Origin of the sequence: Faecalibacterium sp. 9 (assembly GCF_048320955.1) — a bacterium.
GTDB lineage: Bacteria > Bacillota > Clostridia > Oscillospirales > Ruminococcaceae > Faecalibacterium > Faecalibacterium wellingii.
In genome coordinates this window covers 158,605-177,726 of record NZ_JBLWGB010000001.1, presented here as the reverse complement: position 1 = coordinate 177,726, position 19,122 = coordinate 158,605, and the positions used below count along the sequence as shown (strand labels likewise).

Below are 19,122 nucleotides of genomic sequence, written 5' to 3'. Positions count from 1 at the left end.
ATGAACAAGCGCCTGTATGTTGATTTCCACATTTTGCAGACCGTACCGCCCAGCTGCATCAACCGGGACGACACCGGCAGCCCTAAAACGGCCGTGTACGGCGGTGTGACCCGTGCCCGGGTATCCTCGCAGGCGTGGAAGCACGCCATGCGCGCTGCCTTTGCGGAGAACGCCCGGCTGGACGTGGGCAAGCGCACCAAAAAGGTTGCCGATCTGGTGAAGGAGCAGATCCTTCCACTGGCTCCGGCTGCGGATGCGGACAAGCTGGCAAAGAAAGCGCTGGAGAATGCGGGCATCAAGAGCGATGATAAAGGTACCAAAGCCCTGTTTTTCATGAGCACTGCGCAGGCAAAGGCATTGGCAGAGCTGGCTGTGGCGGGCAGCACCGACAAAAAAGAATACCAGAAGGCCCTGAAAGCAGCCCCTTCAATGGATATGGCACTGTTTGGCCGCATGGTGGCAGATGACCCTTCCCTGAACTATGATGCCGCTGCGCAGGTGGCCCACAGCATCTCCACCCATGCCGTGCAGAACGAGTACGATTACTTTACCGCAGTGGACGACTGTCAGGCAGAGGACAACGCAGGTGCAGGCCATCTGGGCACGGTGGAGTACAACTCCTCCACTCTGTACCGCTATGCCACGGTGAACGTGATGGAGCTGGACGGGAAGCTGAGCGCAGAGCAGGCAGCGGAAACGGTGCGGGCCTTTGGCGAGGCGTTTTTGTTCTCCATGCCCACCGGCAAACAGAACAGCTTTGCAAACCGCACTCTGCCGGATGCAGTCTATGTGACCATCCGGGAAGATCAGCCGGTGAACCTGTGCGGTGCATTCGAGCGTGCCGTGCCCCGCAGTACGCAGGGGTATGCCGAACCTTCCAAGGCGGCGCTGGCACAGTACGCGCAGCAGATGTACAGCAGCTTTGCCGAGGCCCCGGCCCAGAGCTTTACCGTGGGCAGCGGTCTGGAGGCACTGGCTCCGGCGCAGACGGCAAAGGCCATGCTGGACGCGCTGGAAAAGGCTGTCCGGGATGCGCTTGCCGGAAATGAGGTGGGGTAATGGCAACGCTGTTGCTTCGGCTGGCAGCGCCTTTGCAGGCGTGGGGTGCGGACTCCAAATTTGAGACCCGCAAGACCAATCGGGAACCTACCAAGAGCGGCGTCATCGGCCTTTTGGCGGCGGCTCTGGGGCTGCGGCGGGACGAGAGTGAAGCGCTGGCCCGGCTGACCGGTCTGCGGTTCGGCGTCCGCGTGGAGCGGGAAGGGCAGCTGCTGGTGGACTACCACATCGCAAAGACGCAGGACCAAAAGACCTCTTATGTGACCTACCGCCACTATCTGCAGGATGCCGTGTTTCTGGCTGGGATCGAAAGCGAAGACACCGCCCTTTTGCAGCAGCTGCAGCAGGTGCTGCTGCACCCGGCCTTTCCGCTGTATCTGGGCCGCCGGTCCTGCCCGCCCACTCTGCCGCTTTGTCTGGGACTGCGGCAATGTTCTTTGCAGGAAGCACTGCAGACAGAACCGCCTCTGTGTCCGGGGCGGCATTGGCGGCTGGTGCTGGACGCCGACCCGCTGGAGCCGGGCACGGCTGTGCAGCGGGATGTGCCGGTCAGCTTTGATCCGCGCCATCGGCAGTACGGCTACCGCTCGGCGCGGGAGCTCTGGCAGACCATGCCGGACAGCCCGGAAAAGACGGAGCATGACCCGTTCCGGGAATTGTAAAGGGGGCGAGAGAATGTATTTATCACGGGTAGAGCTCGATCCCACCCGCCGCAGCACCATGGCAGCACTGGCGGCACCGCAGAAATTGCACGGCGCAGTGGAAAGCGCCTTTACGGGGGAGCGCCGCCGCAGGCTGTGGCGGCTGGATCGTCTGGGAGAGCGGCTGTATCTGCTGCTGCTCAGCGAGGATGTGCCGGAGCTGTCCGGCGTGGTGGATCAGTTCGGCACCGGAGCGGCTGCGGAGACCCGCAGCTACGACCCGCTTTTGCAGCGGGTGGAGCCGGGCAGCAGCTGGCAGTTCCGGCTGACCGCAAACCCCACCAAATGCTGCAAAGACCCCAAGGCACCCGCAGAGCGGGGAACTGTGGCGGCGCACTGCTCGACAAAGTATCAGAAGCAGTGGCTGCTGGACCGCGCCGCAAAGCATGGCTTTGCTTTGCGGGAAGAGGAATTTACCGTGACCCGGGTGCAGTGGCAGCACTTTGCCAAGCATGGCACCCGACCTGTGACCCTGCTGGCAGTGACCTACGAGGGCGTTTTGCAGGTGACCGACCCAGAGCAGTTCCGGGCACTGCTGTGTCAGGGCATGGGACGCGGCAAGGCCTACGGCCTTGGCCTGATGACCGTCATGCGCGGAGGAAACTGAGATGGACGAGATGCCGGGCATGATCCGGCCGGACCTGCAGGCACTGCCGCAGGTGAAGGACCGGATCTTTTCCCCGCACATGCGGGGGTGATCCCCGCCTACCGGGTCAGGCAGACGGGAGCGAATCCTTTTCCCCGCATGTGCGGGGGTGATCCCAACGCCATCACAGCCCTTACCAGTGCCCAGAACTTTTCCCCGCATACGCGGGGGTGATCCTGAATGGTTCCGGGATGAAAATTTGCAGCAGCCCTTTTCCCCGCACATGCGGGGGTGATCCTAGCCGCTGGAACCCGCCGTGCTGCAATAGCCGCTTTTCCTCGCACATGCGGGGGTGATCCTCGAACCAGCCGTGTCTACACACACGCGCCGCGCTTTTCCCCGCACATGCGGGGGTGATCCCCTGATAAGTGGTTTATAACATGCCATTATCTTCTTTTCCCCGCATACGCGGGGGTGATCCCAGAGCTGGCAGCCGCCACAAAGTCGCTTTGCGCTTTTCCCCGCACATGCGGGGGTGATCCCAGCATGGACACCCAGAGCCAGACCATGAATGGCTTTTCCCCGCACATGCGGGGGTGATCCCACACTGGGCGCAATCACACAGGGCGTATACAACTTTTCCCTGCATACGCGGGGGTGATCCTATGCACCGCACCGTCACCGGCGTTGTGGGCTTCTTTTCCCCGCACATGCGGGGGTGATCCGTGGTTGATAAGGGTCTTGAGAAGGTTCAGGAGCTTTTCCCCGCATGTGCGGGGTTTGCGAGAAGGAGTCACGGGCAGTGCCGCTGCGGATGCTTTTTTGTCGGCTGCAGATCCTTTGCGGGTCGGCCCCTGACGCAGGCTGGGCAGAGCGTTTTTTATCATTCCGCTGAAATTGCACAAGAAAATTCCGGTTCCGTTCACAAAGAGACGGCTGCACAGTGCTATACTTTTACCAGATCATTCCTTCTGAAAGGAGCCTGTTCTCTTTATGAGCCAACCCACCTCTGACGCACCTTCCCGCAAAAAGACGACATTTTCGCTGCTGGTGCTCGCCGCACTCACCGGCATCATCGTGCTGCTGTTCAAGGACCACTGGGCCGAGATCACCGCAGCACTTTCGCAGCTGTCCGCATGGCAGGTGCTGGTGGTGCTGGCCATCGGCCTCAGCTATCCGCTGCTGGAAGGGTGCGTGGCGTGGGTCATCGTGCGCAGCCGCATTCCGGGTTTCAGGCTCCGGCAGGGCATCGATACCGCGTGGTGCGGCACCTTTGGCAATGTGGTCACACTGGGCGCAGGCGCCGTGCCGGTGCAGACCTGGTATCTCCACCGCTGCGGCCTGCCGGTGGGCCCGGGTGTGGGACTGATGACCCTGCAGTACGTGTTCCACAAAACCACCGTGCTGCTGTATGCCACGGTGATGCTGCTGTTGCAGCACAGGTGGCTTGCCGCCAACACCACCGGTGTGATGAATTATCTGCCCATGGCATACGCTGTAGTGGCGGCCATCATTGTGGTGCTGGTGCTGGTGTGCGTATCGCCGCTGGTGCAGGACCTTGCCCGCTGGCTGATGCGTCTGCTGCCCAAAACGGAAAAATGGCAGCAGCGCCGCGCCGACTGGCAGCAGCAGCTGGATGTTCTGGGCGAGGAGAGCCGCCGCCTGCTGAAGGATAAGCCCCGCTGCGCTAAAATTCTGGCATTGCAGGCGGTCAAGCTGTTCGGGCTGTTCTGCCTGCCCTACCTGTGCATCCGGTTCATGGGGCTTTCCCCGCTGGGGTTCTGGCAGGTGCAGCTGCTCACCAGCCTGATGCTGTTTTTGTCCAACGCCCTGCCCAATGTGGCCGGTATGGGCTCCATCGAGACGGCATTCCTGCTGGTGTTCGGCAGCTTTCTGGAGCGGGGCGAGGTGATGAGCGTGATGATGCTCTACCGCATCGCCAGCTATTATGTGGTGTTCGCCGCCAGCGCCGTGGGCTTCTTCTTTGCCCAGCGGCATCTGGGCCAAATGGGGGCGGAGCTGCCAAAGGAGGCATGACTTTTATGAAGGAAAAAGGCATTCTGTCCCGGTTCGGCATCGTTTTGCTCATCCTGCTGGCGCTGGTGCTCATCCTTCCCTCTGCCCGGATCGATCTCGCATCCGGGATCAAGGCCAGCACACAGGCCAGTGTCCGGGTGGAGCACATTCAGAACTTTGCCCGCTCCGCAGAGATGGACGTTCAGCTGCTCTCTGCCGACGACCCCGCCTATCAGCAGATCGCAAACGTGCTCTCCGGCCTTACCTGCGTCAAGCGATTCAACCAGCAGTATTCCTCCTACAGCCACGAATACCCGGTGGACTCCGTCACCGTGAGCTATTACGATGCGGATGAAAACAACCGCCTGCTGGTCACGGTCTACTCCGACGGCACCGCCATCGTGAACAGCCAGTTCGTGAAGATCAAAGGCGGCGCGGAAGAAGTGTACCGTCAGCTGGCGGAGATCGTGAAGTAAAACTCCTTCCGTCTGCTCGCTGCACTCGCATCCACCTCCCTCAATGAGGGAGGCTTTGGCAAAACCGTAAAGTTTTCCGCACTGCCAAGGGCTCCCTCTTTGAGGGAGCTGGCATGGCATCAGCCATGACTGAAGGAGTTAAAAACAAAAATCGGGGCACGCAGGTGGTCAAGCTGCATGTCCCGTTTTTGTTTTTCTTTTGCACACGGTGCGGTACCAATCACACCGGATGCCGCGCATCGAGCCGTGGGAGCAAACTAAAACCACAGCTCACCTGAAAAAAGAGAATGGAATGGAGGAATTGGCGTTTGCGCAGCAATGAAAGCCCCAGTGGGGCTTTTAAGCCACAAAGCGGTCTTGCGTAAGCAAGATGGAGTGGCCTCGCCACGACAAACTTGGGGATCACCTGACACAGCTCCGCAGCTCTGCCATGGCGGATCCGGTTTTTCACAGACACTTTTGCAGAAGTATCTGCTTTTCTGGTGCAACGTGGTTAGATTCGTCTAACCTCGTTGCGAGAACAGAATACCATAGCCGGTTAGTCTTGTCAACCCTTATTTTGCGATTTTTTTCGCAAAATGGGTGTGCCGCCGGGATTTCGGCGCTTTTTCTACATTCTGCCCAAAGAAAGCCCCTTGCTTTGGCAGAAAACCCACTTGTTTTCTATTGCATTTTAAAGCGGTTCTTGCTATTATAATAACGCAAGATTTTGTGGGCAGGTTTTCATTTTTGTCTACACCTTGTAGTCGGGGCTGCCGCAGTCGGCAGTTCAAGACCGTTTTGCCCCCAGAAAGCCGCCATACAGAGCGGCTTTTCAAAGGCTCATTAGTTAGAAAACGCTAACTGCGTAATGGAGCAAGGAGGTTCCAATGATCAATTTTGAACAGTGGGAAGGCTTTGAGGGCCGCATCTGGAAAGAAGAAGTCAATGTGCGCGACTTCATCCAGAAGAACTACACCCCGTATGACGGCGACGAAAGCTTTCTGGCCGGCCCCACCGAGGCGACCGACAAGCTGTGGGGTGCCCTGCAGAAGCTGCAGAAGGCCGAGCGCGCCAAGGGCGGCGTGCTGGATATGGAGACTGAGGTGGTCAGCAGTCTGACCGCTTACGGCCCCGGCTATATCGACGAAAGCCTGAAGGATCTGGAGCAGATCGTGGGTCTGCAGACCGACAAGCCCCTCAAGCGCGCCTTTATGCCCTACGGCGGCATCAAGATGGCAGAGCAGGCCTGCACCACTTACGGCTACCAGCCCAGCGAGGAGCTGCACAAGATCTTTACCGACTACACCCGCACCCACAATCAGGCAGTGTTCGATGCCTACACTCCTGAAATGAAGGCAGCCCGCCACACCCATATCATCACCGGCCTGCCGGATACCTATGGCCGCGGCCGCATCGTGGGCGACTACCGCCGCGTGGCCCTGTACGGCATCGATGCACTGATCAAGTTCAAGCAGGAGGACTTCGCCAACTGCGGCGACGGCACCATGACCGATGAGGTCATCCGCCTGCGCGAGGAGATCGCACGCCAGATCAGCGCCCTGAAGGGCATGAAGAAGATGGCCGAGGCCTACGGCTATGATATCTCTCAGCCCGCAAAGAACGCCAAGGAGGCCTGCCAGTGGCTGTACTTCGGCTATCTGGCCGCCATCAAGACCCAGAACGGTGCCGCCATGAGCGTGGGCCGCATCTCCACCTTCCTGGATATCTACATCCAGCGCGATCTGGACAACGGCACCCTGACCGAGACCCAGGCACAGGAGCTGATCGACCACATGGTTATGAAGTTCCGCATGGTCAAGTTTGCCCGTATCCCCAGCTACAACCAGCTGTTCTCCGGCGACCCCGTGTGGGCAACGCTGGAAGTGGGCGGCATCGGCATGGATGGCCGCAGCATGGTCACCAAGAACTGCTACCGCTTCCTGCACACGCTGGAAAACATGGGCCCCGCACCGGAGCCGAACCTGACCGTTCTGTACTCCTCCGCTCTGCCGGAGAGCTTCAAAAAATATGCCGCCAAGGTGTCCATCGATACCAGCTCTGTCCAGTACGAGAATGACGACGTGATGAAGCCCGTCTGGGGCGACGATTACTCCATCTGCTGCTGCGTGTCTGCCACCCAGACCGGCAAGGAGATGCAGTTCTTCGGTGCCCGCGCCAACCTTGCCAAGTGCCTGCTGTACGCCATCAACGGCGGTGTGGACGAGAAGAGCCATGAGCAGTGCGGCCCCAACTATGCCCCCATCACCAGCGAGTACCTGAACTACGACGAGGTGCTGCCCAAGTATGTCCAGATGCTGGACTGGCTGGCTGGCCTGTACGTCAATGTGCTGAACCTGATCCAGTATATGCACGACAAATACTACTACGAGGAAGCCGAGATGGCCCTCATCGACACCGATGTGCGCCGCACCTTTGCCACCGGCATTGCAGGCTTCTCCCACGTCATCGACTCCCTGAGCGCCATCAAGTACGCCAAGGTCAAGGTGGTGCGTGACGAGAGCGGCCTTGCCACCGGCTTTGAGATCGAGGGCGACTTCCCCAAGTACGGCAACGACGACGACCGCGCCGACGAGATCGGCGTGTGGCTGCTGCGCACCTTCCTGGAGATGATTAAGAAGCGCCACACCTACCGCAACTCCGAGGCGACCACCTCCATCCTGACCATCACCTCCAACGTGGTGTACGGCAAGTACACCGGCGCTCTGCCCGATGGCCGTGCCGCCTTCACTCCGTTTGCTCCCGGTGCAAACCCCAGCTACGGCGCAGAGCAGAACGGCCTGCTGGCTTCCCTGAACTCGGTGGCAAAGCTGCCCTACCACTGGGCACTGGACGGTATCTCCAACACCCAGACCATCAACCCGGACGCTCTGGGCCACAGCGAAGGCGAGCGGGTGGAGAATCTGGTACAGGTCATGGACGGCTACTTCGATCAGGGTGCACACCACCTGAACGTGAACGTCTTTGGCAAGGAAAAGCTGCTGGACGCCATGGAGCACCCCGAGAAGGAAGAGTACGCCAACTTTACCATCCGCGTCTCCGGCTACGCCGTCAAGTTCATCGACCTGACCCGCGAGCAGCAGATGGACGTTATCTCCCGCACCTGCCATGCAGCCCTGTAACCCCATCGGCTATGTCCACTCGCTGGAATCCTTCGGCTCTGTGGACGGCCCCGGTGTGCGCTTTGTGGTGTTTTTGCAGGGGTGTGCCCTGCGGTGCAAATACTGCCACAACCCGGAAACGTGGGCTGCGGAGGGCGGCGAGGAATGGACGGTGGAAAAGCTGTTCCAGCGGGTCTACCGCTACCGCAACTACTGGGGCAAAAAGGGCGGCATCACGGTCAGCGGCGGCGAGCCGCTGCGCCAGATGGAGTTCCTGACGGCATTCTTCGAGCTGGCCCGCTCCAAAGGCGTGCACACGGCTCTGGATACTGCCGGTCAGCCCTTCCGGCCCGATGACCCGGATTATCTGGCCGGTTTCGACCGGCTGATGAAGTCCACCAGTCTGGTCATCCTCGACCTGAAGGAGATCGACCCGGAACGCCACCGGCAGCTCACCGGCAAAGACAATGCCAACATCCTTGCGATGGCGCGGCACATCTCGGACCTCGGGGTGCCGCTGTGGATCCGGCATGTGCTGGTGCCCGGCCTGACCGACGACGAGGAGGGCCTGCGCAGGACCGCAGACTTTATCCGCAGCCTGAAAACGGTGCAGCGGGTGGAGGTGCTGCCCTACCACACACTGGGCCTGTTCAAGTGGCAGAAGCTGGGCATCCCTTATCCGCTGCCGGACGCCGTGCCGCCCACAGCGGAGCAGGTGAAGCGTGCAGAAGAACTGCTGGAAGTGAGCCGGTATCCCGGGTAAGGCAAGACGATTTTAATTGAGCTCCGCTTCGCTCTGCGCTATTTCAGCGGAAAGAAAATTTATGATTTCGGAACCCCGGAGCGTCTGCGGACGCTCCGGGGTTCCCTTTTCATGGGAAGAGTCGCAGTGGTAAGCTGCATTTTTCCTTACAGCCCCTCCTGTGAAAATGGGATATCGGAGCGCCCGCAGGCGTTCCGATATCCCGAAATTTAGAATAATTCTTCCGCTGAATATGCCCAAAGCAACGACGACGACCGCCGCCAGTGGCGGAAACAGGGAGGAGTTGTTGGGGCAGCGGCCAGCAAGACGCGCGTGCCGCCCAAGGCACGATGCGGATGCTGGGTGCCGCAACCCGTTAGCGGCGGGCATTCTGAATCGTTTTTGTTCCACCTTGACTTCCCTGTGCGGCACCGCTATAATAAAGAAGTAAAAGGATAAATGCGTTTATCCGGGCAGAGTAGCGCCGCATACCGTCTGCGCAGAGAGAACAGGCCACTGGCTGGAAGCCTGTTTGCAGACTGCCGCGCAAAGTGCGCCCGGACAGCACGCGGCGGGAACCCCTACGGGAAGTATCGCCGTGCGGTGCGCCGCCGTTACCGGCTTTGAGCGACAAACAGAAGTGGAACCGCGATTTTGATGAAAAACCGCCTTCGGAGCTGTGCTTTGTGCACCGCTCCGGGGGCGTTTTGTTTTGCGGCTTCTGTCTGCCACAAAAAGGAGAATTGACCATGCAGATCTTCAACACCCTGACCCGCCAGAAGGAAGAATTCGTGCCGCAGGTGCCCGGTGAGTACCGCATCTATGTCTGCGGCCCTACCGTTTATAACTATATCCACATCGGCAACGCACGCCCGCTGATCGTATTCGACACCCTGCGCCGCTACCTTGAGTACCGCGGCAACAAGGTGATCTATGTTTCCAACATCACCGACATCGACGATAAGCTCATCAAGAAGGGTCAGGAGGAGGGCACCTCCATGAAGGAGGTCGCTCAGCGCTTTGAGGCCGAGTACCTCAAGGATGCCGCCGGTCTGAACTGCAAAAAGCCCACCGTCCAGCCCCGGGCTACCGAGCATATCCAGCAGATTTTGGACATTGTGAAGGACCTGATCGACTCCGGCCATGCCTACGTTGCAAAGAACGGCGACGTGTATTTCCGGGTGAAGAGCGACCCCGGCTACGGCAAGCTGAGCCACCTGAAGCTGGACGATCTGGAAAGCGGCAACCGCGAACTGCGCAGCCGCATGGACGACGACCTGAAGGAGGACCCCGCCGACTTTGCCGTGTGGAAGGCCGCAAAGCCCGGTGAGCCTGCATGGGAAAGCCCCTACGGCATGGGCCGCCCGGGCTGGCACATCGAGTGCAGCGCCATGAGCCGCACCCATCTGGGCAAGACCATCGACCTGCACTGCGGCGGTCAGGATCTGATCTTCCCTCACCACGAGAACGAGATCGCCCAGAGCGAGTGCGCCAACGGCTGCGAGTTCGCCCGCTACTGGATGCACAACGGCTTCATCAACGTGGACAATCAGAAGATGTCCAAGAGCCTGCACAACTTCTTCACCGTGCGGGACGTGGCGGACGTCTACGGCTACGAACCCATCCGCTATTTCATGCTGACCGCAGGCTACCGGATGCCCCTGAACTACACCGTGGACCTCATTGAAAGCTGCAAGAACAGCCTGGAGCGCCTGTACACCTGCCGCGAGAATCTGGATTTTGCCCTGACCAAGGACACCTTTGGCACCGACGAGACCCTGAAGGAAAAGGCTGCCGAGGCCCGCACCAAGTTCTGCACCGCCATGGACGATGACCTGAACACCCCGGATGCACTGGCTGCCGTGTTCGATCTGGTCAAGGAGATCAATACACTGTCGGCTGTTTCCTCCAAGGACGCCCTGCAGACCGCTGCCGCCGCCTTTGACGAGATCACCGGCGTGCTGGGCCTGCTGTACAACCGCAAAAAGGACGAGGTGCCCGCCGAGGTGACTGAGCTGGTTGAGAAGCGTGCCGCCGCCAAGAAGGCCAAGGACTGGGCCACCGCCGACGCCATCCGCGCACAGCTGACCGAGCTGGGCTGGGCGGTCAAGGACACCGCACAGGGCCCGCAGCTGAGCAAACTGTAACACGTTCTGAAATGCCCTCCGTTTCACTCTGGGCATCTTTAGCGGAATTGGTATTTTAAATTTACAGCCCGGAAAGATCTGCGGATCTTTCCGGGCTGTTTTTGCCGCTTTTCTCTTTACATTCCAAACGCAATTTGCCATAATAAAACCAGAAATAACATGAGCGGAGGCAGGCACAATGAAGGTCATGGTTTTTGATGTGGGCGGCACTGAGATCAAGTATTCGGTGATGGACGAAGGATTGAACCGCACCGATGCCGGGTCTGTGCCCACGCCGCAGGATACGCAGGAGCATTTTCTAGACACATTATACGCTCTGTATTCGACGCACCGGGATGAAGTAAGCGGCATCGCCATGGCCCTGCCCGGCTTTGTGGACACCCGCACCGGCTTTGTCTCCAATGGCGGGGCACTTCTGTATAACACCGGTACGCAGGTGGGGCAGCTGGTGCGCGAAAGATGCGGCTGTCCGGTCACGCTGGAAAATGACGGCAAGGCCGCTGCCCTTGCAGAGCTGCAGGCCGGTGCGCTGCAGGGCTGCTGCAACGCGGCGGTGTTTATCATCGGCACCGGTGTGGGCGGCGGCATCATCGCCAACGGCCAGCTGGTGCGGGGCATCCACTTTACCGCCGGGGAATACAGCTTTGTGAACACCAACGCCGACGAGTGGGAGAACACCGGAAAAACCATGGCCTGTCAGTGCAGCACCACCAATCTGTTGCAGTGGTACCGCGCCCGCAGGGGCCTGCCCGCCGATGCGCCCATGAATGGCAGACAGTTTTTTGATGCCGCCAACGCCGGAGAACCGGAAGCGCTGGAAGTGCTGGAACGGTTCTGCAAAGCGGTGGCGGTGCAGATCTACAACCTGACCGTCCTGCTGGATGTGGAAAAGGTGGCCATTGGCGGCGGCATCAGCAAACAGCCGCTGCTGCTGGACAGTCTGCGCCGGGTATATGCCGGGCTGTTCGCTTCCCGGGGGGATTCGCCCTACATGATCGGTCTGCCGCGCACCGAGATCGTGCCCTGCCATTTCAGCAGTGAAGCCAATCAGGTGGGCGCGCTGTATGCCTGTCTGCACACGGTGGGCAGGATGGACTGAATCCGCTTCTGCCCTGCTCCTTCTGCGAAAAAAGAGGAAGATCCCGCCGGATCTTCCTCTTTTTTTCATGCTGCACCAAAACAGCGAACACTCAGGTGGTCAGTTCGTTCACCAGCCGCGTCAGGGTGGCAACGTAAGCTTCGTTGGAGTAATATTTCTCGTACATTTTCCGGCAGTCGGCCTTCATGGCGGCCAGCTGATCGGGGTGCAGGATGGCATGTTCCAGCACCTTTGCCAGCTGGTCGGGGTCGTCGTCCCGGTACACAAAGCCGTCCACGCCCTCGGTGATCAGCCCGGCAGTGCCGGTGTGCTCCGACACGATGGAGGGCTTGCCGAAGATCAGGCCCTCGGTGACAAAGGTGGGCATGGGGTCGTCGCGGGAGGCGCACACCACACAGGTGCACTGATCCATCAGGGACTTGATCTCCGGGCGTTCCAGCCGCTTGCGGTAGAACACGGTGTCCGGGTAATCCTCCACCAGCGCATCCACGGCACTCTTCAGGCTCTTGTCTGCGGCCTTGCCCACGAACAGGAAAGCGGCTTTCTGGCGCACTTCGGGCTTGAGCAGACGGATGGCATTGCAGAAGATATCCTGACCCTTGCGGGGCTCAAAGGAGCCCACGGTCACGAACAGAGGGCGTCCGCCCGCGTAGCTGATATCATAGACCGGGAAGCTCTCCTGCGCGTAGTCCGGCAGGCCGTAGATCAGCTGTTCGATGTTAAAATCCGGCCGCACCGAATGCATGGCGGCAGTGGCGTGGGAGCCTACGGCGCACACATGCACATTGGAGTCCAGCGTTTTGGGGATCTTGTGCGCAATGAACGGATAGCCTGCAAAGGCATCGTGCAGCCACCACAGCACCGGCACAAAGGAGCCGTTCAGGGTGCTCACGGCGGCGGCCTCCACCACAGTATTGGCCAGCACAAAATCCGCACTGGTGGCAAGCCCCCACAGGGAGGAGCTCATCACGCAGTCGCTGCGGGTGACAACGGCAGCGCCGGCATCCAGAAACAGCGGCAGAGAGCCATCGTCCGCAGGGCCCAGAACCACGACCTCGAAGCCCATGCTGCGCAGCACCGGCACGGCGCTCACCAGCACGATGGGGGCACCGGTCATGGTGAGCTCATGGCTCAGGATCAGAGCACGCTTTCCGGAGGCAGAGAACACATCATCGGCACACAGCTCCCGCCGGAAATGCAGCAGGGACTCCGGGATGCGGCGGCAGTTTTCTGCCATGGCGGTGGCAAGGCGCAGCAGCTCGGTCACGCTGTCCCTGCCGCGGGCAGCGGCGCGGATGCGGTCCAGAAGCTTCCGCGATACCATGGCACAGCGGCTGCAGGGGATGTGCTGGGTGCTCAGGTACAGGGCGGTGGAACCGTCAAAGCCAAAGGCGGCGTCGCACACCACAAGGTCTGCACCGGTGCGCAGGGCACCGGCAAAATAGGTCAGGGCAGTGGAGGTGCACTCCAGATCTTCGCTGACCAGCAGCACGCCCTCCACCGAGTCGGTCAGGGCGGGGGCCAGCTCCGTCACCAGCCGGAACTTGCGGTGCAGCTGGTTTTCCAGTGCGTGCTCCAGCGCCTGATGGCGGCCGGGCGCATACACCAGCAGATAGGTGCTCTGGGTATCGGTATACACCTGCTTCGTCAGCTGTTTACGCTGCAGGGTGCTGTAACTTGTGTACATAATGACACTCCTCTGCAAATCGTATCAATGACGGAACAGCCGGTGCAGTGCACGCAGCGGGGCGGTGAGCCGCCAGCTGCTGCTTTCGTACAGGTTTTCCAGCGAGTTTTCGTAGGCGGCGCGGCTGTTCTGCAGCTCGGTCAGTTGATTGTTCAGCCGGGTATTCTCGGCAAGAGCGGCCTGCAGCTGCCCGCGGAGATCGTTCTGCTCCGCTTCGGCCCGCAGCTTGATGGCACTCAGGGCCTGCAGCAGGGCCTTGCCGGGCTGTTCATGCTGGAAGCGGCCCAGCGGATAGTAATGATAGGTCACGGCAAACTTCATCCCGGCCGCAAAAGGCACTGTGCTCTGCACGGTCAGGTTGGGGTCCACATCCAGAAACAGCAGGCAGTCTTCCTGCAGCTGGATGCCGTTCATGGCGCGGCATTCCAGCCGCTCGTCCGAGATGCTCAGGTCAGTCACGCAGCAGGCCAGCTCACCGGGGTCCAGCCGCAGCGCACGGGCATCCGTGGGCAGGGTGAACACCGCAGAGACCTCGTGGGTCAGCTCGTCGTAGGCGTCCTCGGCAACGGTCAGGCATTCCCGCGGGGAATAGCCGGAGCCGGAATCGTAGAATAGCTGCGGCAGGGTGAGGGCGGCAGGCTCGTTGTCGCTGCCGTGCCTTGCCAGTGCGGCCTGATAGTTCAGCACCTGCTGTTCCAGCTCCAGACACCGCTGTGCCAGCCGGGATACGCCTTCGTCAGAGAGCTTGAGCTGCTGCTCAAGGTCGGCAGCGCGGCTGCGGGCCGCAGCAAGGGTCTCGGGGGCATCGTTGTTCATAACGGGATTCTCCTCTTACATTTATGATAGGCTGCACCGCAGCAGCCGGAAAAACACCTTAATGCCGGGCGGTATAGTGCACGGCAGGGCTCTTGCGCCGTGCAGGGAAAAACCGGATGATGAGTGCACGGCGTGCACGCAGCAGCTCACACACCAGCCAGATGGAGCCCAGAGCGATGGCGTATTGCAGCCACATGCCCAGCACCGGCCGGTCCGAAAATCTGGCTACCATCAGATACCACGGGATGGCGATGATCTCCACGGTATGTATGCAGAAAATGTGGAGCGAGCGTCGGCCCACCGCCTCCAGAAAGCGCACGATGCGGCCGTGGAAATGGCTGAGCCGCATGAACAGCCGGATGAATAAAAGACCGGCAGCACCGTCCAGAAAGATGCTCAGGGGGCCCAGCGACCACTCGGCCAGTGAGATGCAGTCGGTGGTGCGGGTGGCAAGAGCGCCTACGGCAATGAGTGCTGAGGCCCCCAGCAGTCCGGCAAAGACTTTGGGCGGCAGGGGCTCGTCCAGCAGATGCTTCTTTTTGGCAAGGAAGCCGATATAGAGATAGGGGACGATCACTGCGCCCTGGATCAGGCAGAAGGGCGGCTCCCACACAAGGCTGACGCCCCAGCCCAGCAGCGCACACCCGGCCACAGCCCAGGGAACGTACTGCTCCGGGAAGATGTTCAGGATCACATCCAGCAGGATCCAGCCCACCATGAGGGCCAGCAGATACCACATGGGCCCGCAGGAGAAAAATTCCTGCCCGAAATACTCTGCCGTGTGGGGCAGGCCCAGAAGAAAACCGCCGGTGACCTTGACCGACTCGCCAATGGTGCCGGGCAGGTACTGGAACGTTTTATAGTGGATGATAAAGTGCAGCACGCAGGTGAACAGCGCAGTATAGAGGTAAGGCTTGAGCAGACTTTTCAGCTGCTGGTGGATGCATTTGCCGATGGAGCGCTTGCGGAAGCCGTAGCCGCTGGCAATAAAGAAAGCGGCCATCAGCGCTTCGCGGTAGATGAACGGGAAAAACGCGGTCAGGGACAGGCCGCTGACCGCCTGCATGGGATAAAGCTCGGCGGTATGCGCAAAAACGATGATCAGCATACCGGCACCCTTGAGCATGTCGAACATGCCGATGGAGCTGACGGTGCGGGGTTTGGTTCCTTCCATGGAGGTTCCTTCCTTGCGCGGGACATTCCCTCAGAGCCGGACGCCGCACAATGCGTAGATTTTGAATGAAAAAGATAAAATTTTGTATGGATATGAACCCAGTATAATGCTTTTTGCACAGACTGTCAATTTTGAATTGCGGTCCGGCGGGCGGGGACACATTGCCGCCTGCAATAAAAGCATAGCACAGGCAGGGCGGCTTCGCAACGAAAGGCAGAATTTACATCTGGAAACGGTATGATGTGCAAGGCTTTGTTGTCAATGTTGGAAATTAAATGTTGCAAAACTCTTGCATTGACACGGGTCTTATTGTATACTGGGCACAGTTGGAAATGTCTGGAAGGATCTGTGTGGGCTTACACCGGTGCACCGGATCGGATGATAAAAATGGAGGAAAAAATGATTACATCGCTGTATCAGTCCCTTTGCAATATGGAAACCAACATTGCAGACCGTGTGGCTCTGCGCTGGTATGATGAAGAAAAGCAGGGCGTTGCCGAGGTGCACTACGCACAGTATGCCCAGGATCTGCGCCGGTTCGTGGCGTTCCTGCGTGCAGAGTATGGCGACGTGCGCGGCAAGCGAGTGGCGATCCTGGCCCGCAACAGCTACCAGTATGTCATCTGCATGTACGGCACCGTGATCGCAGGCGGCGTGGCTGTGCCGCTGAACCTTGGCAAGGACTGGGATGCCATCTCCTACGAGCTGGGCCTCACCGAGCCGGTGTGCATCCTGCAGGATGGCGAGTTCGCGGAGCGGGAGCCTGCCCTCACCGAGACCTACGGCAGCATCCTGAAGCCCATGGACGCTTTTTCTGCCTATGAGCCTGCTGAGGACGTGACCGAGGTGGAGGACCTCTCTGCTCTGGCCTTTATCATGTTCACCTCCGGCACCACCGGCCGCAGCAAGGGCGTCATGCTGAGCCAGAAGAACCTGTTCAGCGCCATGCCGGCTTTCCTGGACCCCTTTGATGATGTGAAGAAGTACACGGGCTGGAACACCGACGAGTTCTCGTCCCTGTCCGCCCTGCCCATGTTCCACATCTCCGCCATGACCAGCCTTGTTTCGTGGAGCATCACCGGCCACTCCATCAACCTGTGCAACAACCTGAAGTATTTCTACCGTGATCTGGGTGCCATGCACAGCGAGGTGATGGCGGTGGTGCCGGTGCTGCTGAAGAGCATCTACAGCGATGTGATGAGGGGCCGCCGCGACCGCCTGAACGGCCTGTGCATGCTGACCTGCGGTGCTGCCATGTTCGACCCCAGGATGCTGAGTGATATGATGGAGAAGGGCTTCTTTGTGGCCCAGATGTACGGCCTGACCGAGACCTGCGGTGACGGTGCATGGAACTCCTCGCAGGAGGCAAAGTACCTGACCAGCGTGGGCCATGTGGACCTCAGCTGTGAATACAAGCTGGACGACGGCGAGCTGTGCATGCGGGGCGGCCCCATCATGCTGGGCTACTACAAGGACCCGGAAGGCACTGCGGAAGTCATCGATGCAGACGGCTGGTTCCACACCGGCGACATTGCCCGGGTGGAAGAGGACGGCTACATGTACCTGACCGGCCGCAAGAAGAACGTGATCATTCTGGACAGCGGCGAGAACGTGAGCCCCGAGGAGCTGGAAAAGCTGCTGGCGCCCTGTGCGGACATTCGGGAGTGCATCGTGAAGGAAAAGGACAAGAAGATCTGTGCCCTCATCTACTGTGACCCTGCAAAGCAGGAGACTGTGAAGGAGTTCGTCACCGGGGTCAACCGCGGCCTGCCGCTGTACAAGCGCATGGTGCCGGAGCTCAGCGCACAGCCGCTGCCCCGCAACGCCATGGGAAAACTGCTGCGCCAGTGATACGGATGCGGTAGAATGCCCACATGCATAAATGGGCCGGCAGACCGGAAGACTGATGACAGGAGTTCCGACAAAAAACAAGGCTTTGTTGCCGGAACCCTTGCGCACAGGAGAGAATCAGGGTATTATTATGGAAAGGCACAGGAGATTGTGCCTATTATCCGTCACGGAAAGGAAGAAAATTTCTATGGAACGAGCAGAGATCATTTCCCAGATCCTGGCCATCCTGGAGGATGTTGCCGAGGTCTCTCCCGAAGATGTGAATGAGAACAGCGTCCTGATGGACGATCTGGATCTGTCCTCAATGGAGATCCTGACCATTGTGGCAGACCTGGAGGAGACCTTCGGCCTGCGCATCCCCGAAAAGGAGCTGCGCAACTTTGTGACTATAGGGGATCTGGTGGATTATCTGGCGGCAAACGCGGGGTAACAGTTCATGAATGAGTCGCAGCGCTCGACGGAGTACATCTTTCAGGGAACGATGTATTTCTTCCGTCGGGAGAAGATCCTGTGCCGGTACCAGTTTGCGCTGCAGGACGCGGTGGAACCCGCTCTTTTGCAGCGTGCACTGGATACGGCGCTTTCGGCCGCACCGTACTATCAGGTACAGCTGGTGCAGGAAAAGCGGAGCTTTTTTCTGGAGCCGAACCCGAACCCCTGCCTTGTGTATCAGGGCAGTGCACAGCGCGATATCCCGGAGGAAACGAACGGCTATCTTTTCAGCGTGAGCTGCGAAGGGGACACCGTCTATTTTGACTGGTATCATTTCCTCATGGACGGCCACGGGGTGTCGCCCTTCCTCACCCGCATTCTGGAACAGTACTGCAACCTGCGCTATGGCACGGCGTTTGCAAACACGCCCATCCTGTGCAGCCCGGCCTATGACATCGAGGCCATGATGGAAAAATATCCATCCCCCGCAGCCACCGAGAGTACGATGCAGAGGGATGTGGTGCAGACCCACGAGGGCAGGATGCGCCGCACCCGGGTGCGGCTGACCAAGCAGAGCCTTGTGGACCGGGCAGTGGAGAACGGCGTCAAGCCCTTTACGGCGCTGGCAGGTCTGCTGAGCCTTGCACTGCGCAGCTATCTGGGCAAGGACGAGATCCAGTATTCCTACTCGGCAGATACCCGCAGGGAAGCGGGCGTGCCGGATGCCCTTTACAACTGCGTGTGCTCCTTCCAGAGCAGCGTGAAGCTGAACGATGATACCCGCCTTGCGGATATCGTGCCGGAGATGGATGCCGAGGTGCTCCGCACCCTGCAGCCGGAGGCAAAGCTGCGCCAGATGGCCCAGCAAATGAGCTGGGTGTACAAGGTAGACCAGCAGAAAGCACCCCTGCGCATCAAGCAGAGGGTGTTCCAGATGGGCGAGTACATCAGTGGTGTCTCGGCGGATTTCTGGCTCAGCTATCTGGGCAATCCGCTGCTGCCGGCCACGCCGGAGCTTCAGAAGTACACCAAAGACTTCAACGTCTGGGTTCCGCCGGATGGCGGCTCCATGGGCGTGGAAGCCTCCAGCCTGAACGGCATTATCACCCTGTGCATCGAGAACAAGGCCGAAATGCCCGGCCTTGCCGGGATGATCCGCACCGCCTTTGAAAAAGAGGACATCACGGTGCTGGAAGCCGTGGATCTGGATACATAAGTGCAGAACATAAAAAGCA

Annotated in this window: 15 protein-coding genes; 12 read left to right on the top strand and 3 right to left on the bottom strand. The window is 59.7% G+C overall.

Going from position 1 to position 19,122, the window contains the following annotated elements:
• From cas7e to ACKXF9_RS00765, 9 genes are all read left to right on the top strand, one after another.
• A complete protein-coding gene (gene cas7e / locus ACKXF9_RS00805; protein ID WP_418265019.1) occupies positions 1-1,059 on the top strand; it encodes a type I-E CRISPR-associated protein Cas7/Cse4/CasC in 1,059 nt (352 codons plus the stop codon).
• A complete protein-coding gene (gene cas5e, locus ACKXF9_RS00800; protein ID WP_418265018.1) occupies positions 1,059-1,721 on the top strand; it encodes a type I-E CRISPR-associated protein Cas5/CasD in 663 nt (220 codons plus the stop codon). The genes cas7e and cas5e overlap by 1 nt, the downstream gene beginning before the upstream one ends.
• A 13-nt stretch (positions 1,722-1,734) precedes the next feature.
• A complete protein-coding gene (gene cas6e / locus ACKXF9_RS00795; RefSeq protein ID WP_418265017.1) occupies positions 1,735-2,367 on the top strand; it encodes a type I-E CRISPR-associated protein Cas6/Cse3/CasE in 633 nt (210 codons plus the stop codon).
• A gap of 972 nt (positions 2,368-3,339) precedes the next feature.
• Positions 3,340-4,383, top strand: coding sequence for a lysylphosphatidylglycerol synthase transmembrane domain-containing protein (locus ACKXF9_RS00790; RefSeq protein WP_418265016.1), 1,044 nt, complete (start codon positions 3,340-3,342; stop codon positions 4,381-4,383).
• 5 nt (positions 4,384-4,388) lie between these two features.
• A complete protein-coding gene (locus ACKXF9_RS00785) occupies positions 4,389-4,838 on the top strand; it encodes a hypothetical protein (RefSeq protein WP_418265015.1) in 450 nt (149 codons plus the stop codon).
• A gap of 869 nt (positions 4,839-5,707) precedes the next feature.
• Entirely contained in the window at positions 5,708-7,960 is a 2,253-nt protein-coding gene (pflB, locus tag ACKXF9_RS00780; RefSeq protein WP_418265014.1) for a formate C-acetyltransferase, read from the top strand.
• The gene (gene pflA / locus ACKXF9_RS00775; RefSeq protein WP_418265013.1) at positions 7,947-8,702 is read left to right on the top strand and encodes a pyruvate formate-lyase-activating protein; all 756 of its coding nucleotides are present in this window, start codon (positions 7,947-7,949) and stop codon (positions 8,700-8,702) included. Before pflB ends, pflA begins: the two co-directional genes overlap by 14 nt.
• A 728-nt stretch (positions 8,703-9,430) precedes the next feature.
• Positions 9,431-10,828, top strand: a complete 1,398-nt coding sequence (gene cysS / locus ACKXF9_RS00770) for a cysteine--tRNA ligase (protein ID WP_339395032.1) — start codon at positions 9,431-9,433, stop codon at positions 10,826-10,828.
• 178 nt (positions 10,829-11,006) lie between these two features.
• A complete protein-coding gene (locus ACKXF9_RS00765; protein ID WP_418265012.1) occupies positions 11,007-11,927 on the top strand; it encodes an ROK family protein in 921 nt (306 codons plus the stop codon).
• Between the two features lie 91 nt (positions 11,928-12,018).
• Here ACKXF9_RS00765 and ACKXF9_RS00760 read toward each other — a convergent pair whose 3' ends face one another.
• The 3 genes from ACKXF9_RS00760 to ACKXF9_RS00750 are packed head-to-tail and all read right to left on the bottom strand — an operon-like array spanning position 12,019 to position 15,604.
• A complete protein-coding gene (locus ACKXF9_RS00760) occupies positions 12,019-13,614 on the bottom strand; it encodes a glycosyltransferase family 4 protein (RefSeq protein ID WP_348584879.1) in 1,596 nt (531 codons plus the stop codon).
• Between the two features lie 24 nt (positions 13,615-13,638).
• Positions 13,639-14,430 (bottom strand): hypothetical protein, encoded by a 792-nt coding sequence (locus ACKXF9_RS00755; RefSeq protein ID WP_348584880.1) that lies wholly within the window; start codon positions 14,428-14,430, stop codon positions 13,639-13,641.
• A gap of 58 nt (positions 14,431-14,488) precedes the next feature.
• Positions 14,489-15,604, bottom strand: a complete 1,116-nt coding sequence (locus ACKXF9_RS00750; protein WP_418265011.1) for an acyltransferase family protein — start codon at positions 15,602-15,604, stop codon at positions 14,489-14,491.
• Positions 15,605-16,036: 432 nt separating this feature from the next.
• Between ACKXF9_RS00750 and ACKXF9_RS00745 the strand changes: the two genes are divergently transcribed.
• The 3 genes from ACKXF9_RS00745 to ACKXF9_RS00735 all read left to right on the top strand — a co-directional run bounded on the left by ACKXF9_RS00745 (position 16,037) and on the right by ACKXF9_RS00735 (position 19,103).
• The gene (locus ACKXF9_RS00745; protein ID WP_418265010.1) at positions 16,037-17,455 is read left to right on the top strand and encodes a class I adenylate-forming enzyme family protein; all 1,419 of its coding nucleotides are present in this window, start codon (positions 16,037-16,039) and stop codon (positions 17,453-17,455) included.
• Between the two features lie 187 nt (positions 17,456-17,642).
• Positions 17,643-17,885: an acyl carrier protein gene (locus ACKXF9_RS00740; protein WP_044953961.1), complete on the top strand. Its 243-nt coding sequence runs from the start codon at positions 17,643-17,645 to the stop codon at positions 17,883-17,885.
• Between the two features lie 6 nt (positions 17,886-17,891).
• Positions 17,892-19,103: a hypothetical protein gene (locus tag ACKXF9_RS00735; protein ID WP_418265009.1), complete on the top strand. Its 1,212-nt coding sequence runs from the start codon at positions 17,892-17,894 to the stop codon at positions 19,101-19,103.
• Positions 19,104-19,122 lie beyond the last annotated feature (19 nt).

Excerpts from the sequence above, each read along its gene's own strand:
- ACKXF9_RS00740 (WP_044953961.1), top strand. The coding sequence starts at position 17,643 with ATGGAACGAGCAGAGATCATTTCCCAGATCCTGGCCATCCTGGAGGAT.
- cas6e (WP_418265017.1), top strand. The coding sequence starts at position 1,735 with ATGTATTTATCACGGGTAGAGCTCGATCCCACCCGCCGCAGCACCATG.
- ACKXF9_RS00735 (WP_418265009.1), top strand. The coding sequence starts at position 17,892 with ATGAATGAGTCGCAGCGCTCGACGGAGTACATCTTTCAGGGAACGATG.
- cas5e (WP_418265018.1), top strand. The coding sequence starts at position 1,059 with ATGGCAACGCTGTTGCTTCGGCTGGCAGCGCCTTTGCAGGCGTGGGGT.
- ACKXF9_RS00765 (WP_418265012.1), top strand. The coding sequence starts at position 11,007 with ATGAAGGTCATGGTTTTTGATGTGGGCGGCACTGAGATCAAGTATTCG.
- cas7e (WP_418265019.1), top strand. The coding sequence starts at position 1 with ATGAACAAGCGCCTGTATGTTGATTTCCACATTTTGCAGACCGTACCG.
- cysS (WP_339395032.1), top strand. The coding sequence starts at position 9,431 with ATGCAGATCTTCAACACCCTGACCCGCCAGAAGGAAGAATTCGTGCCG.
- ACKXF9_RS00750 (WP_418265011.1), bottom strand. The coding sequence starts at position 15,604 with ATGGAAGGAACCAAACCCCGCACCGTCAGCTCCATCGGCATGTTCGAC.
- pflA (WP_418265013.1), top strand. The coding sequence starts at position 7,947 with ATGCAGCCCTGTAACCCCATCGGCTATGTCCACTCGCTGGAATCCTTC.
- ACKXF9_RS00790 (WP_418265016.1), top strand. The coding sequence starts at position 3,340 with ATGAGCCAACCCACCTCTGACGCACCTTCCCGCAAAAAGACGACATTT.
- ACKXF9_RS00760 (WP_348584879.1), bottom strand. The coding sequence starts at position 13,614 with ATGTACACAAGTTACAGCACCCTGCAGCGTAAACAGCTGACGAAGCAG.
- ACKXF9_RS00755 (WP_348584880.1), bottom strand. The coding sequence starts at position 14,430 with ATGAACAACGATGCCCCCGAGACCCTTGCTGCGGCCCGCAGCCGCGCT.
- ACKXF9_RS00745 (WP_418265010.1), top strand. The coding sequence starts at position 16,037 with ATGGAAACCAACATTGCAGACCGTGTGGCTCTGCGCTGGTATGATGAA.
- ACKXF9_RS00785 (WP_418265015.1), top strand. The coding sequence starts at position 4,389 with ATGAAGGAAAAAGGCATTCTGTCCCGGTTCGGCATCGTTTTGCTCATC.
- pflB (WP_418265014.1), top strand. The coding sequence starts at position 5,708 with ATGATCAATTTTGAACAGTGGGAAGGCTTTGAGGGCCGCATCTGGAAA.